Genomic DNA, 14,940 nt, shown 5'->3' with positions numbered 1-14,940 from the left:
CACCCAGCCGAAGCTAGACGAGGATAATTTGGCATTTGACAAGTGCACGCTGTTGAGTTCTCAAGGATCGGATGCTCCCCCACCAAACCATCACTGGCCTGCCAAAGGGCAACTTCTCTATCTTATGTGTTTCACGTCGTTTGTCAATTCGACAATCTCAGTGAAATAAGATGTTCCCAACACAAAACCTGAACCGAATTTCTTCGGTGTGAAGAGTGTTTGGGAGGTGGTTCTCCGCTTGAGGGGAGCCAGGCCTTCCGGCCTTTCGCTCTACCCTGTGGGGCGAACAGGTAATAACTTACGCAGGTTCCGGGGGTCGGGCAAATCCGGCTCAAACCTCGGGCGTGTCGCAATACCGCTCACCGCGGTCGAGCCAGAGAAAAGTCCCGGACAGGTGATGAATATCCGCGAAACGGATATAAGAATGCGGCGCCCGGCGGGTCTCCTCCCCGGGCGCCGCACGCTTTCATCCCGACCTACTGGTCGATCATGAGACCGGCAAAGAAGTCCGCCAGCTCCGTGGTGGCAGCATCCAGCGGAAGGATGTGCGCGACGTAGTGGTCAGGGCGCACCACGACGACGACCCCGCCGCGGTCGATGCCACGCTCTGCGAAGATGTCGGCGTCGGGCGAGACGGCGTAGACCTTCTCGTGGTCGTCGAGCTGGAACGGACCGACCTGCGGGAAGAAGAGGCGCGGAACCACGGTGAGATCCACATCTTCATGGCGGGTGGGGTAGACAACCTTGACGTCGAAGACGGCATCCTTGTCTGCGCCCGCCGGCGTGAAGCGCGCGATCGGCGACTCGGGTGCGGTGTTCATCCACTCTGCCCACGCATCCAGCTTCGGCGACTGCCCCGTGGTTCCGTCGGCGAAGGCGTATACCCGCCAGCGTCCGTCGGCGCGGTGGTGGTGCCCAATGTGAATGGGGTTGGCGTCGGCGACGCGGGTGGTCATCACCGATTTGAAGCGCTTACCGAGCGGGAAGCCCGTCGCAAGATCCTGCTGCGCGGCGCCCGACGTGATCATCGACGGCTCGTACTGGGTCATGAAGCCAGCCGGGAACTCGGCGGTCGTGGTGTAGAACTCGGCGAGGTCGTCGGGGTTTTCAAACTCCTCAGGCTTCTTCGCCATGAGCGTCGACCACTCCTTGTCGAAGTCGATGAGGTTCTGCGCGATGACCTGACGCTCACCCGAGTAAGTTGCCAGCAGCGACTCGGGGCTGCGGCCTTCGAGCACTTGGCCGAGCTTCCATCCGAGGTTGAAGCCGTCTTGCATCGAGACGTTCATGCCCTGCCCCGCCTTCGCGGAGTGGGTGTGGCACGCGTCGCCTGCGATGAAGACGCGGGGCGTCGTGGTCTCGTCGTTGACGTCGTCAAACTTGTCGGTGACGCGGTGGCCGACCTCGTAGACGCTGTGCCACGGCACATCTTTCACGTCGACCGTGTAGGGGTGCAGAATCTCGTTCGCCTTCGCGATGATCTGCTCGATCGTGGTTTTGCGCACTTCGCCGTTGTTGTCGGCCGCGACCTCACCGAGGTCGACGTACATGCGGAACAGGAACCCGCCCTCGCGGGGGATCAGAAGAATGGAGCCGTGGGTCGACTGGATCGCGCACTTGGTGCGGATATCAGGAAAGTCAGTGTTGGCGAGCACGTCCATGACGCCCCACGCGTGGAACGCCTGGTCGCCGACGAGCTTGCGGCCGATCGACTCGCGCACGGTGCTGCGGGCACCATCGCAGCCGACGACGTACTTCGCCTTGATGATCTGTTCTTGGCCGGCCTTCTCACCGTCGGTGTGCTTGAGCGTCACGGTGACGGGGTACTCCCCCTCGCCCACCGTGAGTGTGATGAACTCGTAGCCGTAGTCGGGCTGGATGCGCGCCGGGCCGTTCTCGGCGAACTCAGCGAAGTAGTCGAGCACGCGCGCCTGGTTGACGATGAGGTGCGGAAACTCGCTGATGCCGTGCGGGTCATCTTCGGCGATCGCCGTGCGGATGATGTTGCCGTGGTTGTTGGGGTCTGGTGACCAGAAGTTCATCGCGGAGAGCTGGAACGCCTCGGCAATGATGCGCTCCGCGAAGCCGAATGCCTGGAACGTCTCGACGCTGCGCGCCTGAATGCCGTCAGCCTGGCCGATCGCGAGGCGGCCAGGGCGACGCTCGATGATTCGCGTGGTGACGCTCGGGTACCGCGAAAGCTGCGCGGCAAGCAGCATGCCTGCGGGGCCGGAACCAACGATGAGCACGTCGGTCTCGTCGGGGAGCTCGGTTGGGCGATTGAGGCCGGTGCCCTCGGCGGGGAGAACTCGGGGCTCGCCTGAGACGTAGCCGTGGTGGTGAAACTGCATCGTGTCATCCCTTATTCAGCAACGGCGCTGAGTCTTGTCTTGAGAGTTCCGGTGTTCTATTATCGAACGCGACGTTCGTATAGTGAACACAAGCATCGTACGTGAGCGTTTCGTATACGACAAGTGGGAGTGGCATGGCTGAGGCGCCGGCATCACAGACGTTGAGCCGCGGTATTCGCATTTTGGAGATCCTCGCGGCGGCGCGGGAGCCGCTCGTGATCGCCGATATCGCGCGCGAACTCGACGTGCACCGGTCCATCGCGTACCGCCTGTTGCGCACGCTCGAAGAGCATGGTCTCGTCACGCGCGACGCCAACGGTGTGATCGAACTGGCGCCGCGCATGGCCGCGTTGGCCGCCGGCGTCGCGCGCGATCTGCAGTCTCAGGCCCTGCCCGAGCTCACCGCGATCGCGAATGAACTGGGTATGACGTGCTTCTTGGGCGTGCTCGATCAGGACGAGGCGGTGACGATCGCGACGGTGACTCCGCGTCATTCGATCGCTTCGGTGGCCCAGCATCCGGGTGCGCGGCACTCGGTGCGGTTGGGAGCGACGGGTAAGGCGATTCTGGCGGCGATGCCAGAGTCGGATTGGCCCGCGGATATCTCCGATGAGCTGCGTGACGAAGTGCATGCGGTGCATCGATCGGGCTACGCCGTGAGTCACGATGAGGTGATTCCGACGGTGAAGGCGATTGCGGTTCCGCTCGCGTTGCGGGGGCAGCGTCCGGCGGCGATCTCGGTGATTTACGTCGGTAAAGATGCCGATGCACCCGCGGTTGGCGCCCGCCTTACGGCGTCGGCCGCTGTGATTCGCGCCGAAATGGGGCAGTGACTCAGTCGGCCTCGCCAGTGAGACCCGCTACCGTCGATGATTCTGTCAGCGGAACCAGTGGTTGCGTTGCGCAGTGCCGTCAGTTGCCGCGGAAGGTGGGCTTGCGCTTCTCCTGGAACGCGGCGAAGCCTTCGCGGTAGTCGTCGGTGTCGCAGAGGGCTGCCTGGGCGGCGTTCTCGTCGGCGACAGATTCCCAGAGACCGAGGCGTTCGTCACGCAGTTGGGCGATGAGGTTCTTCGAGGCGACGAAGGCGTGGGTGGCTCCGGTGGCGGCGCGGGCGGCAGCGGCTTCGACTGCCGCGAGCGCCTCCCCTGCCGGGAACACTTGGGAGAAGAGCCCGGACTGCACGGCTTCTGCACCCGTCATGAGTCGCCCCGTGTAGATGAGGTCGAGCGTCTTGTGTGCTCCGAGGCGCTCGAAGAAGAGGGCGTGACCACCCGAGTCGAGGGTCGCGCCGAGGTTGGCGAAGGGGGAGCCGATCTTGGCGTTCTCGTCGACGTATACGACGTCGGTCGCGATCAATAGTCCGAGTCCGACGCCGAGGCACGCGCCGTGAGCCATCGCGAAGGTTGGGGCTGGAAACGACGACATCTTGCGAAGCAGCGGTGTGACCAATTCGCCGAGGTATCCGGAGACGTCGTCGTCGCGCGGGTCGACGCCCGCGATGTCGCGGCCGGCGCAGAACGCCCGACCTTCACCCCGCAACACGAGAGCGCGTACGCCGGCACCCTGCGCCTCGTCATACGCGTCATTCAGCTCCGCGAGCGCCTCCTCGTTCAGGGCGTTGAGTTTGTCGGGGGCGTTCAGCACCACCGTGGCCACTCGGTCAGCAATGGTCAGCTCGATCATGAGAACCTCACACGTCGTAGTCGACGACGACGCGATCGGTCGTCGGGTGGGATTGGCAGGTCAGCACGTATCCGCGCTCGAGTTCGGCGGGCTCGAGCGCATAGTTCTCCGTCATCGTGACGGCACCCTCCCTCAGCAGCGCACGACAGGTTCCGCAGACCCCTCCCGCACACGCATACGGAACGTCGGGCCGCACGCGCATCGCCGCGTCGAGAATTGCCTCACGCGCGCTGACCGGCGAGGCGACCGTCGCGCGCTGTCCGTCGAGGGTGAAGTCGATCGTGATCGTGGGCTCGTCGGTGCGCGTGATGACGGGGCGGGCGGGGCCGCGATCAGCGTTGGTGGTGAAGAGTTCGTGGCGGATATGTTCGCGCGCGATACCGATCTCAGTGAGCACGGCGCGGCACATCGAGACGAGTTCGAGCGGGCCGCACAGGAACCATTCGTCCACGGTCTCCGGCAGCACGAGTCGGTCGACGATCGCGTGGAACTTCTCGGCATCGACGCGGCCCGACAGCAGTTCAGCGCCCCGCTGCTCGCGCGACAGGATGTGGTGCACGACGAAACGCGTAGGGTACCGGTCTTTGAGGTCGCCGATCTCCTGCAAAAACATGATGTCGTGGGCAGATCGGTTCGTGTAGATGAGGGTGAATCGCGACGTCGCTGATCGCTTGAGCATGGCGGTTGCGAGCGCCATGAGGGGAGTGATGCCGGAACCAGCGGCAACTCCCACAACGTGGGTGCCGTCAACGTCGGCGAGGGTGGACGTGAACATGCCTTGTGGGCTCATCACGTCGATCGTGTCGCCGGGGCGCAGTTCGGTCTGCGCCCACGTGGAGAAGACGCCGCCGTCGTCGCGTTTGATGCCGACGGAGAGGCTGCCGGGTGTCGGCGGACGACACAGCGAATAGGAGCGCCGCACCTCTTTGCCCTCGAAGTGCGCGCGTAACGCGACATATTGCCCCGGCAAGTAGTCGTATTCGTCAGCCAATGGTTCCGGAACCACGAACGTCACCTCGACGGAGCTCTCCGTCAGCGGACGCACCTCGGCAACTTCGAGCGCGTGGAACCGGGCGCGGCGGCGGGCGGGGGCGCCTCCGTCTGCAGTTTGCAGGAGTGTGGCGGCTGTTTCGTCGGTTGCCATGTCAGTGATTCTTGAAGTGGTCGAAGGGTTCGAGGCAGTCGTCGCATTGCCACAGTGACTTGCACGACGTCGACCCGAAGCGGGAGAGTTCGCGCGTGTGCAGAGACGAGCAGCGTGGGCATTTTACGGCGAGGGTCAGTGGGATCGGGCCCTTGACGGCCGCTTTGCCGGTGGGCGGGGCGATGCCGTAGGCGGTGAGTTTTTGTTTGCCTTCTGCGGTCATCCAGTCGGTCGTCCACGCGGGTGTGAGCGTGAAGTTGATGATGACGTTTGTGAAGCCTGCTTCTTCGAGTGCGAGGTGGAGGTCGTCGCGGATCGTCTCCATCGCGGGGCAGCCCGAGTAGGTGGGGGTGATCGTGACGGTGACGGTGTCGGTTTCTGTGTTGAGCGTCACGTCACGGAGCACGCCGAGGTCGGCGATCGTGAGTACCGGAACCTCGGGATCGTTAACAGCGCTGGCAACGGCACGTGCGTGGTCGAGTGTGGTCACCATGTTGCCCCCGGGTGCTGGCGGGCGAGAACCTGCATTTCGGCGAGGATATAGCCGAGTTCGGAGAAGTGGCTACCCTGGCGGCCACCGGCACTGGACGGCTGGAGCTGCGGAATCTCGAGTTGTTCTTCGCCGAGGACTGCCGTGAAGATCTGGGTGCACTCGGCTTCGAGCGATGACGGGAGTACGGCGATGCCCGCGGAGGCGAGTGCTGCAACGGCCTCGTCGTCACGGAAGAGTTCTCCGACGTACGGCCAGAGGTCGGTAAGGGCACGCTCGGTGCGGGTGCGGGATTCGTCGGTGCCGCCGGCGAGTCTCAGCGTCCACTGCACGGCGTGGTCACGGTGGTATTCGACCTCTTTGACTGCCTTCGCGGCGATCGCGGCGAGTGTCGTGTCGGTGGAGTCTGCGAGGCGCGTGTAGAGGGCGAACATGTAGGTGGCCATGACGAGTTGGCGGATGATCGTGTGGGCGAAGTCGCCGTTGTCTTGCTGCACCATCCAGCTACACCGGAACTCGGGTTCGTTGCGGAAATAGGCGAGGTCGTCTTCGGTGCGGCCGCTGGCGGATCCCGCGTAGCGGAGGAGTGATCGTGCATGGCCGAGGAGGTCGAGGGCGATGTTTCCAAGCGCGACATCTTCTTCGATCTCCGGTGCATGGGCGATCCACCGGCTGAGTTGTTGCGCGAGGATGAGCGCGTCGTCGGCGAGCCAGAGCAAGTATTCGGCGGTCTCGGGGGTCGCGATGGCATCGGCATCGCCGGTGAGTTCTGCTTCGAGGTCGAGTTGGTCAACGGTGACGGCACCGTGCGGGTATTCACTATCGTCGGGAGCCAGCTCTGTGGTTCCGTTCTGTGCGCTCGTCATAGGTGGGGCACCCCCTCGGACGCCGTGTAGTAGATGGCGTGGCGGTAGTTTTTGCCGGCGGGACTCTCGAAGAAGGCGCCGCGGGAGTCGGGGTCGCTCGTGGTGATCGCGTCGGCCGGCACCACCCAGATGGAGGTGCCTTCGCTGCGGCGGGTGTAGAGGTCGCGGGCGTTGCGGAGGGCGAGTTCGGCGTCGGGCGCGTGGAGTGAGCCGGCGTGCACGTGGCTGAGGCCGCGGTTCGATCGCACGAAGACTTCCCAGAGGGGCCAGGTGTCTTTGTTGTTGGACGCGGGCGATGTCATGCTGCTGCCTCCTGCTTGGCGGCTTGCTTTGCGGCGTAGGCGACGGCGGCTTCGCGCACCCAGGCGCCTTCTTCGTGTGCTGCTCGTCGGTTCTGGAGTCGCGTGGCGTTCATGGGGCCGCGACCGGAGAGGACTTCGTGGAATTCGGTCCAGTCGATCTCGCTCGTGTGCCAGTGGTCGCCACTCCACCGCAGTTCGGGGTCGGGCAGGGTGATGCCGAGGATTTCGGCCTGCGGCACGAGCATGCCGATGAAGCGTTGGCGGAGTTCGTCGTTGGAGAATCGCTTGATTTTCCACTGCATGGACTGCGCGGAGTTGGGTGATTCGTCGTCGGGCGGGCCGAACATCATGAGGCTCGGCCAGTACCAGCGGTTGACTGCGTCTTGCGCCATGTCGCGCTGGGCTTCGGTGCCCTGCATGAGCGTCAGGAGGATTTCGAATCCTTGTCGTTGGTGGAACGACTCTTCTTTACAGATGCGCACCATGGCGCGGCCGTACGGTCCGTACGATGCGCGGCAGAGCGGAACCTGGTTGCAGATCGCAGCGCCGTCGACGAGCCAGCCGATCGCCCCCATGTCGGCCCACGTGGGTGTCGGATAGTTGAAGATCGACGAGTATCGGGCTTTGCCCTCGATGAGTTGTTCGGTCATTTCGTCGCGCGTGATGCCGAGCGTCTGTGCCGCCGAGTAGAGGTAGAGGCCGTGGCCGGCTTCGTCTTGGACCTTCGCCATCAGGATCGCCTTGCGCTTGAGTGAGGGTGCGCGGGTGATCCAGTTGCCCTCGGGCTGCATGCCGATGATTTCGGAGTGTGCGTGTTGGGAGATCTGTCGGATCAGTGTCTTGCGATACGCGGCGGGCATCCAGTCACGCGGTTCAATGCGCTGTTCTGCGGCGATGAGCGCGTCGAAGTTGGCTTGCTCGTCGAGGTCTTCGATTGCCGTTGGTGCTGGTGTCGTCATCATTGACTCCCAATTACAGAACGATCGGTCAGTAATTAGTGTACGTGCGGTGTCGTGTTTGGGGAAGGGCGGGGGCATCGCGAGGGTGAGTGAGCGCGCGGCGGGGGCGCGGGGGCGCCGCGAGGGTGAGTACAGCAATCAGGCCGCGGCGGGTTGTCGCGACGGACGCGACCCGACCGGCCGGAAGCGCGGCTCAGGCAGGGTGATGTCACTCCAGGCGTACTTGAGTGGGGCTCGAACAGGGAGCGGCTGCGGCGGATGATCGGGGTGGGTCAGCATGAACTCGCCCTTGCCCTCGCGGGTTATTCGCCAGCCGTTGTTATGGGCGTGGAGGTGATGGTAGTGGCAGAGCAGGATTCCGCGATCGATGTCGGTTTTCCCGCCCTCTTTCCACGGATCGATGTGATGAGCCTCGGCATATGAGGCTGGGCGGTCGCAATCTGTCCACCGGCAGCCTCCGTCACGAATCGCAAGGGCGATTTTCTGCGCCGGGGTGAACATTCGCTTCGAACGCCCCAGGTTCAGGGGGTTTCCGTCGGTGTCAACGATGGCGTGAATGCTTTCGGTGTTGCACAGGTGCTGTTCGGCGACTGCGCCGGGGAGTATTGCGAGGCGATCCTCCGCGTGAGCCACGTCAGACCGGTGGCCGTCGGCGTCGATGACCTGCACGAGGCGCACTCCTGCCTGACGTGTTCCGAATACGCTCCTCGCGTCGGCGAGGATGCCAGCCCGAATAATGTCGGCCATCAGGTCGCTCGCGAGTTGCTCGTTGGTACGCGGATCGTCGGAGAGAGCCTTCGCCTTCTCCGCTTCGGCGGAGTCTGCAAACCGCGGACCACCACGGCGGGGTCGGAGTGCCGCGTCGTGCGCAGCCGTGACCATGAGGGCAGTCTGGTCGTCGAGAACCCACGTGATGCGGACGGCACCATTGTCGGTTTGGGTAATTCGGAACGACCGAGCCTCATACCGCTCATCAAAGCGGCGGCGGGCGCCCTCAGGATCAAGCTTGTCTCGCAAGTAGCGGGCGTGCCCAGCAAGGTCATTGACCTTGCGCACCCGCGCTTCGGCGACGAGTTGTTCGGCGGCAAGGCTCCACGCTTCGCGGGCCGCGGCATCGAACGCGTCGGCCTCTTCAATAGTGGGCGTGTGCTCAACGAGCTCATCGCCAGCGTTGCCGGAGTCGACATCGACATCGACGTCGGCCGCGCCATCGCCTGCGACACCGTTGGGGCCATCGGCACCCTCTACGCCACCACCGGCCGCGGTGTCAGTACTCGCCTCACCGTCGTGCAGGGCGTCTGCGCGAACCATGACCGGCAGCGGGTTGCCGTCAGCATCGCGCGGCATGCGGGGTGGCTCGCCGAGGCCCTTGCGGATCGCATCAAATTGATCGGCCGTCAGCTCGTTGGCGTATCGGGCCGTCGTGAGCGGGTGATACCAGGGCTGCTCGACGCACTTCACCGGTTCGGAGCCTTCGACACCCTCGTCATCGAGGGCACGCGCCTCAGTCTCGGCTTGCAACTCTGCATCGAGTTGCGCTTGCGCGGCGCGATCAGCGTCGGATGTCGCGCTGTCAGGCAGCGCCGCAGCACCAGAGACCTCAACGATTGATTCACCGACCCGCACCTGCTTGGCCGCTTCAGTCTTCGAGACACCCATGATCGACTGCACGAACGAGGTCGCGGAATTGTGGCCACGTGTCGCAGCAAAACCGCCATGACCAAACTCGCGGCTCGACCGCGCCGACGCAATACCGGTCGCGACCTGTCGCACAAGGGCCGCGTACTGTTCGACCGCACCGCTCTCGACCATGACGGCCGCGATTTCGGCGTCGTTCATCGCACGCATTTGCGACTGCAGCTCGCGCGCCACCGCGGCGACATCTACAGATTCGAAAGCCGCGGAACCACGGGTGTCGACTGCTCCGGCCGAGCGTGCTCCCGAGCTGGTGGCACCGCTGGCACGCCCGGCTTCATCGCCATGTGCACCCGCGGCACCAGCGGCTCCTATGGTTCCGCCGCCACCTGCGCCACTGGTTCCGCCACCCACTGCGGTGCCAGAAGCATCCGCACCCACGTCACCAGTGGGCGCAACGACATCGGCATGATGGCCACACATGGTGGGCATCAGCGCCGTGATGTCGTTGAGGAGTGTCATGGCTTAATTATCGCATGTACGTACGACATTAACAATGGCGTGCGTGACCTTGTTAGTAACTTCTTTCTAATCTTGTGAGGCGGACGCGACGAACCGATCTTGCACGCATGGTCGCAGCGTTTCGTCTCGGGCGCTTCGCGCCGTCGCCCAACGGCCAGATTCACCACCGCCCCGGGCTACGTTAGACGCATGACCACGCGCCGCAATTTTCCCGCGAAGCGATCGGCGGCGATGAGTGCGCGATACGCCAAGCGCCGGCAAAACCGCCTCGCGCGCGTCGACAACGACCTCACGCCCGAGCAGTGGGACACCATCCGCACCGCCTGGAACGGCTGCGCCTACTGCCAGGCCACCGACATCCCGCTGCAGCGCGACTGCGTGCAGCCCATCTCCCGCGGCGGACGCTACACACTCGACAACGTGGTTGCGGCGTGCGCATCGTGCAACGCCAGCAAAAGCAACAGCGAGGTCACCTCGTGGCTGCGGCGCAAAAAGCTCGACGAGCGCGCGTTTCTCGTGCGGCACGCGACGATCCTCGGGGCCCTCCTCGCCAACGATAACGAGGTCAGTACGCAAGAAAATACTGCGTAAAGCGGAACCGTCAGTACGGGCCGAAGGAAGGCTCGCGGAACGGGGGTTCGGGCACGTACCACCACCACACACGAGTCGTTGAGCGAAGACGCGAAGCGACTGAGTAGAAACGCATCGAACGAACCGAAACGGCGAGGGCTCGTTTCGCCTCGCTCCGCTCGCTCCAGGGGTCGGGACAGGCGCCGGAACCAGGGGGCGCGCTAATCGAGGGGCAGGTTGGTGGTGCGGGAGCGTCCGCGGAAGAGGGCGATTGTGTCGCCAACCTCGTTGGTCACGATGATGTCGTAGATGCCGTTGCGGCCGGTGCGGGACACACGTTTCGCGTGAGCGGTGAGCGTGTCGCCCTCACGCGTGGGCGCGAGAACGGCGATGTCGGCGCCCGCAGCTACGGTGGCCGTGTCGGTCTCGTTGCAGGCAAACGCGAAGGCCGTGTCAGCAAGGGAGAAGATCATGCCACCGTGAGTGATGCCGAAGCCATTGAGCATGTCGCGCCGCACCGTCATGCGCAGGGTGACGTCTCCGGGTTCGGCGTTGATGATCTCGATGCCGAGGGCTTGCGAGGCGTAGTCGTCGCGCATGAGGCGCTCCGCGTTGGTCATGCTCCGAGCTCGGCCTTCGCGGCCTCTTTCGCGGCGCCGACGCGCTTCTCAACGAGCGTCAGCACGTCGTACTGGGCGACGATCTCGTCGTTCTGGTTGTGAATGACCGCGTCCCACCGCACTTCGCCGTACTCGTCCGTCTCGCGGGGCGAAATCTGCTTCGCGGTCAGCGTGACGCGAATCGAGTCGTCGGGTGAAACCGGCGTGATGAAACGGAGGTTTTCGAGGCCGTAGTTGGCGAGCACCGGGCCCGGGTCCGGGTCGACGAAAAGTCCGGCTGCCCACGAAACGAGCAGGTAGCCGTGGGCGACGCGTCCGGGGAAGAACGGGTTTGCGGCGGCATCCTCCTCATTCATGTGCGCGTAGAACGTGTCACCGGTGAAGTGCGCGAACGTCTCAATGTCGTCGAGCGACACCGCACGCAACGGTGACGCAAACTGGTCGCCGATGCGCAATTCGGCGAGCGACTTTCTGAACGGGTGCACGCCGTCGTTCACGGCTGCGGCGCCCGCGTGCCATACGCCGGTGAGCGCGGTGAGGATGTCGGGTGAGCCCTGAATCGCGGTGCGCTGCATGTGGTGGAGCACCGCGCGGATTCCGCCGAGCTCCTCACCACCGCCGGCGCGGCCAGGTCCACCGTGCACCAAATGCGGAACCGGCGCACCATGCCCGGTCGACGTCTTCGCGTCGTCGCGGTCGAGAAACAGCAGGCGTCCGTTATAGGCGGCGGAACCAGTGAGCAAGTCTGCGGCGAAGGCCGGGTCGTGCGTCACAACACTCGTGACGAGCGACCCGCCGCCCCGCGCAACCAACGACGCAGCCTCAGCAGCAGACGAATACCCAATCACGGACGACACCGGCCCAAACGCCTCAACCGAGTGCACAGCGTCAGGCTCAGCACCAGCACCAGCACCAGCACCAGAACCAGCACCAGACCCACCAAACCGCAGCACCAGCGGTGCAATGAATGCTCCCTCGGGCGCCAGCCCAATGGTTCCGTCGCGCTTCACAACAGAAGGCGTCGCAACGTCGCCGATCACGATCTCGCCGCCAGCCTCAACCAGTCGCGACACCTGCGCGAGCACGTCATCGCGCTGCTCGACAGAAACGAGCGGACCCATCGTCACACCCTCGGCGTGCGGGTCGCCGAGCACGATGCGCTGGTCAATCTTCGCCCGCAGCGCGGCAACCACATCGTCGACGACGCCCGAAGGCACAATCGCACGGCGAATCGCGGTGCACTTCTGCCCCGCCTTCGCCGAAATCTCCACGAACCACTGCGATACGTAGGCGCCGAATTCGGGGGTTCCGGGCACGGCGTCGGGGCCGAGCACCGAGGCGTTGATCGAGTCGGTCTCGCTCGTGAACCGCACCGTCTTGTTCTGCACGCTGGGGTGCGTGCGCAGGCGGTCGGCGGTGGAGGCGGAACCAGTGAAGGCGACGAGATCGCCGAGGCGCAGGTTGTCGAAAAGGGTGGGAATACTGCCGTTGATGAGCTGCAGCGTGCCGTCGGGAACGAGCCCGCTGTCGAGCAGAATCCGCACCCACGCCTCGGCAATGTAGGCGGTGGGGGTGGCTGGTTTGATGACGCTCGGCACGCCGGCGAGGAAGGCGGGCGCGAACTTTTCGAGCGCACCCCACATCGGAAAGTTGAAGGCGTTGATCTGCACGGCGACGCCCGGCAGGCGCGTGTACACGTGGCGGCCGAGGAAGGAGCCGTCGCGCGCGAGCACTTCGACGGGGCCATCGAGGTAGACCTGCGAGGCCGGCATTTCGCGCCGCCCCTTGCCCGAATAGGTGAACAGCACGCCGATGCCGCCGTCGATGTCGGCGCCCGAATCACGCACGGTCGAGCCAGCACGCTTGGAGAGTTCGTAGAGCTCCGCCTTGCGCTCGGTGAGCACCTGACCCATTTGCTTCAGCAGCATCGCACGCTGCGGAAAGGTCAGCTCGCCCAGGCTCGCCTGCCCGACCGTGCGGGCGTAGTCGAGCGCGGCACCGAGGTCGATGCCCTCGCTCGAGACCCGCGTGATGACCTCACCGGTCGACGCGTCACGCACGTCAACGCCGCCGTCGCCAGCGGGCGTCACCCACTCGCCACGCACAAAACTCGGCAGGATGGCAGTCATTCGGTGCTCCATTCGTAGAATCCGCGGCCGGTTTTGCGGCCCAAATTGCCCTCCGCAACCAGCCTTCGCAAAATCTCCGGCGGCGCGAAACGGTCGCCAAACGCACGCTGTAGTTCAACAGCGATGTCGAGGCGCACGTCGAGTCCGACGATGTCGGTGGTGCGCAGCGGCCCAACCGGATGCCGGTAGCCGCGTTCCAGCGCCGTGTCGATATCGGCGGCGGTCGCGACACCCTCCTCGAGCATGCGCATCGCCTCCAACGCGAGGGCGACGCCGAGACGGCTCGACGCAAAGCCCGGCGCATTCGAGACGGTGATCGACGTCTTGCCGAGCGCCTCCACCCACGCCTGCGCGCGCTCGATCACCTCGGGCCCGGTGTGTGCACCGCGCACAATCTCCACGAGCGCCGACGACGGCACCGGGTTGAAGAAGTGCAGCCCCAAGAATCGCTGTGGGTTGTCGATGGCCGCGGCGAGATCATCGATCGAGATCGACGACGTATTCGTCGCGATGACGGCCGCCCGGTCAACAACATCGTTGACCCGCGCGAGCGCGACCGCCTTGAGCGCCCGCGATTCGGGCACGGCTTCGATCACCAGCTGCACCTCGCGCAGGGTGTGAATGTCCACCCCTACAACGAGACCTCCCGTGGCGACTGCTGTCGTGGTTCCGGAACCATCCACGGGCACGTGCGCTGCGGATTCGTGTGTGGGGTGGCTGGCGTGGGCAGCTCGTTGGGAGGAGCGGGCGAGCAGCGATTCGACGCGCTCGTGGGCGACGGTGGCGGCCGCTTCGTTTCGTTCGATGACGGTGACGTGGCTGCCGGCGAGAAGGAACGCGTGCGCGATACCGGCGCCCATGCGGCCGCCGCCAATCACGCCAACACGGGTGGGGGTGGTCATCGGTTTTTCCTCTCGAGGAAGGCGGTCATGCGCCGCATTTTGGCGTCGCTTTCGAAGAGTTCGGCCTGGAGTTCGCCGATGAGCTCGGGCTGGTCGACCGGCGGCGTGCGCAGCAGCGTTTTCGTGTGCTGCACGGCGCGGGGTTCGAGCTTCGCGATGCGGTCGGCGATGGCGTGCGCCTCGGCGAACGGGTCGTCGACAATCGCGGTGATGAGCCCGCACGCGAACGCTTCGTCGGCGTTGAGCAGGCGTCCGGTGAGCAACATTTCGGCGGCGCGTGCGTGGCCAACGATGGCCGGTAGCCGCAGGGTTGCACCGGCGGCCGCGACGATACCGAGCCCCGGTTCGGGGTTGCCGATCACGAGCCCGGCGGATGCGATGCGAATGTCGGCCGCGTAGGCGAGTTCGGCTCCCCCGCCGAGCGCGTAGCCGTCGAGCGCGGCGATCACCGGCATTGGCAGCGCGTGGATGCGGCGGAACGCCATGAGATTGATGCCCTCTTTGGCTTCTTTTGCGCGGCGGTCGCGGAGTTCGGCGATGTCGGCTCCGCCTGCGAAGTTACCGCCGGTTGCGGTCAGGATGAGGGTCTTCGGAACCACCTCAAGCTGCGCGCAGAGCAGGTGCAGCGCGTCGATGGTCGCCTTGTTGATGGCGTTGCGCTGGTCAGGCCGGTTGAGGGTCGCGACGACGCGGTCATCGTGGCGCTCGACGAGCAGCACGTCTGAGCGCGCGGCATCGGCCGACTCACTCCCCGGTTGCGACGTCAT

14 protein-coding genes are annotated in these 14,940 nt (G+C 64.9%); 2 read left to right on the top strand and 12 right to left on the bottom strand.

The genetic code is table 11. The features are described 5' to 3' along the window. Positions 1-476: 476 nt before the first annotated feature. On the bottom strand, positions 477-2,351 hold the full coding sequence (locus ACQUSY_RS09615) for an FAD-binding monooxygenase (RefSeq protein WP_428904263.1): 1,875 nt from the start codon (positions 2,349-2,351) through the stop codon (positions 477-479). Positions 2,352-2,485: 134 nt separating this feature from the next. On the opposite strand from ACQUSY_RS09615, the gene ACQUSY_RS09610 reads away from it, so the two are divergent. Further along, complete coding sequence (locus ACQUSY_RS09610) at positions 2,486-3,184, top strand: IclR family transcriptional regulator (protein WP_428904262.1); 699 nt, start codon at positions 2,486-2,488, stop codon at positions 3,182-3,184. 79 nt (positions 3,185-3,263) lie between these two features. Here the strand turns inward: ACQUSY_RS09610 and ACQUSY_RS09605 are convergent, their stop codons facing one another. The 7 genes from ACQUSY_RS09605 to ACQUSY_RS09575 all read right to left on the bottom strand — a co-directional run bounded on the left by ACQUSY_RS09605 (position 3,264) and on the right by ACQUSY_RS09575 (position 9,952). After that, positions 3,264-4,034 carry an enoyl-CoA hydratase/isomerase family protein gene (locus ACQUSY_RS09605; protein ID WP_428904261.1) on the bottom strand — a complete coding sequence of 257 codons (771 nt, stop codon included), beginning with the start codon at positions 4,032-4,034 and terminating at the stop codon, positions 3,264-3,266. Positions 4,035-4,041: 7 nt separating this feature from the next. Then, on the bottom strand, positions 4,042-5,178 hold the full coding sequence (gene paaE, locus ACQUSY_RS09600) for a 1,2-phenylacetyl-CoA epoxidase subunit PaaE (RefSeq protein WP_428904260.1): 1,137 nt from the start codon (positions 5,176-5,178) through the stop codon (positions 4,042-4,044). Between the two features lies 1 nt (position 5,179). Further along, positions 5,180-5,671, bottom strand: a complete 492-nt coding sequence (gene paaD, locus ACQUSY_RS09595) for a 1,2-phenylacetyl-CoA epoxidase subunit PaaD (RefSeq protein WP_428904259.1) — start codon at positions 5,669-5,671, stop codon at positions 5,180-5,182. Beyond that, on the bottom strand, positions 5,665-6,534 hold the full coding sequence (gene paaC, locus ACQUSY_RS09590) for a 1,2-phenylacetyl-CoA epoxidase subunit PaaC (RefSeq protein WP_428904258.1): 870 nt from the start codon (positions 6,532-6,534) through the stop codon (positions 5,665-5,667). Before paaC ends, paaD begins: the two co-directional genes overlap by 7 nt. Next, the gene (gene paaB, locus ACQUSY_RS09585) at positions 6,531-6,836 is read right to left on the bottom strand and encodes a 1,2-phenylacetyl-CoA epoxidase subunit PaaB (protein WP_428904257.1); all 306 of its coding nucleotides are present in this window, start codon (positions 6,834-6,836) and stop codon (positions 6,531-6,533) included. Before paaB ends, paaC begins: the two co-directional genes overlap by 4 nt. Then, a complete protein-coding gene (gene paaA, locus ACQUSY_RS09580; protein ID WP_428904256.1) occupies positions 6,833-7,798 on the bottom strand; it encodes a 1,2-phenylacetyl-CoA epoxidase subunit PaaA in 966 nt (321 codons plus the stop codon). Before paaA ends, paaB begins: the two co-directional genes overlap by 4 nt. 135 nt (positions 7,799-7,933) lie before the next feature. After that, positions 7,934-9,952, bottom strand: coding sequence for a DUF222 domain-containing protein (locus ACQUSY_RS09575; protein WP_428904255.1), 2,019 nt, complete (start codon positions 9,950-9,952; stop codon positions 7,934-7,936). Between the two features lie 189 nt (positions 9,953-10,141). On the opposite strand from ACQUSY_RS09575, the gene ACQUSY_RS09570 reads away from it, so the two are divergent. Next, on the top strand, positions 10,142-10,543 hold the full coding sequence (locus ACQUSY_RS09570) for an HNH endonuclease (protein WP_428904254.1): 402 nt from the start codon (positions 10,142-10,144) through the stop codon (positions 10,541-10,543). A gap of 200 nt (positions 10,544-10,743) precedes the next feature. On the opposite strand, the gene paaI is transcribed toward ACQUSY_RS09570, so the two are convergent. The 4 genes from paaI to ACQUSY_RS09550 are packed head-to-tail and all read right to left on the bottom strand — an operon-like array spanning position 10,744 to position 14,940. Then, positions 10,744-11,142: a hydroxyphenylacetyl-CoA thioesterase PaaI gene (gene paaI, locus ACQUSY_RS09565; RefSeq protein ID WP_428904253.1), complete on the bottom strand. Its 399-nt coding sequence runs from the start codon at positions 11,140-11,142 to the stop codon at positions 10,744-10,746. Beyond that, positions 11,139-13,271 carry a phenylacetic acid degradation bifunctional protein PaaZ gene (paaZ, locus tag ACQUSY_RS09560; RefSeq protein ID WP_428904252.1) on the bottom strand — a complete coding sequence of 711 codons (2,133 nt, stop codon included), beginning with the start codon at positions 13,269-13,271 and terminating at the stop codon, positions 11,139-11,141. Before paaZ ends, paaI begins: the two co-directional genes overlap by 4 nt. Beyond that, positions 13,268-14,173: a 3-hydroxyacyl-CoA dehydrogenase family protein gene (locus ACQUSY_RS09555; protein ID WP_428904251.1), complete on the bottom strand. Its 906-nt coding sequence runs from the start codon at positions 14,171-14,173 to the stop codon at positions 13,268-13,270. Before ACQUSY_RS09555 ends, paaZ begins: the two co-directional genes overlap by 4 nt. Further along, positions 14,170-14,940, bottom strand: a complete 771-nt coding sequence (locus ACQUSY_RS09550; protein ID WP_428904250.1) for an enoyl-CoA hydratase/isomerase family protein — start codon at positions 14,938-14,940, stop codon at positions 14,170-14,172. The genes ACQUSY_RS09555 and ACQUSY_RS09550 overlap by 4 nt, the downstream gene beginning before the upstream one ends.

Source organism: Microbacterium daqui, from assembly GCF_050408675.1.
Classification (GTDB): Bacteria; Actinomycetota; Actinomycetes; order Actinomycetales; family Microbacteriaceae; genus Microbacterium.
Note: the sequence above shows the minus strand (reverse complement) of the source record. Positions and strands in the feature narration are given on the sequence as shown.

Bases quoted from the DNA above. Each gene is read 5' to 3' on its own strand.
- ACQUSY_RS09615 (WP_428904263.1), bottom strand. From the start codon at position 2,351: ATGCAGTTTCACCACCACGGCTACGTCTCAGGCGAGCCCCGAGTTCTC.
- ACQUSY_RS09610 (WP_428904262.1), top strand. From the start codon at position 2,486: ATGGCTGAGGCGCCGGCATCACAGACGTTGAGCCGCGGTATTCGCATT.
- ACQUSY_RS09605 (WP_428904261.1), bottom strand. From the start codon at position 4,034: ATGATCGAGCTGACCATTGCTGACCGAGTGGCCACGGTGGTGCTGAAC.
- paaE (WP_428904260.1), bottom strand. From the start codon at position 5,178: ATGGCAACCGACGAAACAGCCGCCACACTCCTGCAAACTGCAGACGGA.
- paaD (WP_428904259.1), bottom strand. From the start codon at position 5,671: ATGGTGACCACACTCGACCACGCACGTGCCGTTGCCAGCGCTGTTAAC.
- paaC (WP_428904258.1), bottom strand. From the start codon at position 6,534: ATGACGAGCGCACAGAACGGAACCACAGAGCTGGCTCCCGACGATAGT.
- paaB (WP_428904257.1), bottom strand. From the start codon at position 6,836: ATGACATCGCCCGCGTCCAACAACAAAGACACCTGGCCCCTCTGGGAA.
- paaA (WP_428904256.1), bottom strand. From the start codon at position 7,798: ATGATGACGACACCAGCACCAACGGCAATCGAAGACCTCGACGAGCAA.
- ACQUSY_RS09575 (WP_428904255.1), bottom strand. From the start codon at position 9,952: ATGACACTCCTCAACGACATCACGGCGCTGATGCCCACCATGTGTGGC.
- ACQUSY_RS09570 (WP_428904254.1), top strand. From the start codon at position 10,142: ATGACCACGCGCCGCAATTTTCCCGCGAAGCGATCGGCGGCGATGAGT.
- paaI (WP_428904253.1), bottom strand. From the start codon at position 11,142: ATGACCAACGCGGAGCGCCTCATGCGCGACGACTACGCCTCGCAAGCC.
- paaZ (WP_428904252.1), bottom strand. From the start codon at position 13,271: ATGACTGCCATCCTGCCGAGTTTTGTGCGTGGCGAGTGGGTGACGCCC.
- ACQUSY_RS09555 (WP_428904251.1), bottom strand. From the start codon at position 14,173: ATGACCACCCCCACCCGTGTTGGCGTGATTGGCGGCGGCCGCATGGGC.
- ACQUSY_RS09550 (WP_428904250.1), bottom strand. From the start codon at position 14,940: ATGACGTCGCAACCGGGGAGTGAGTCGGCCGATGCCGCGCGCTCAGAC.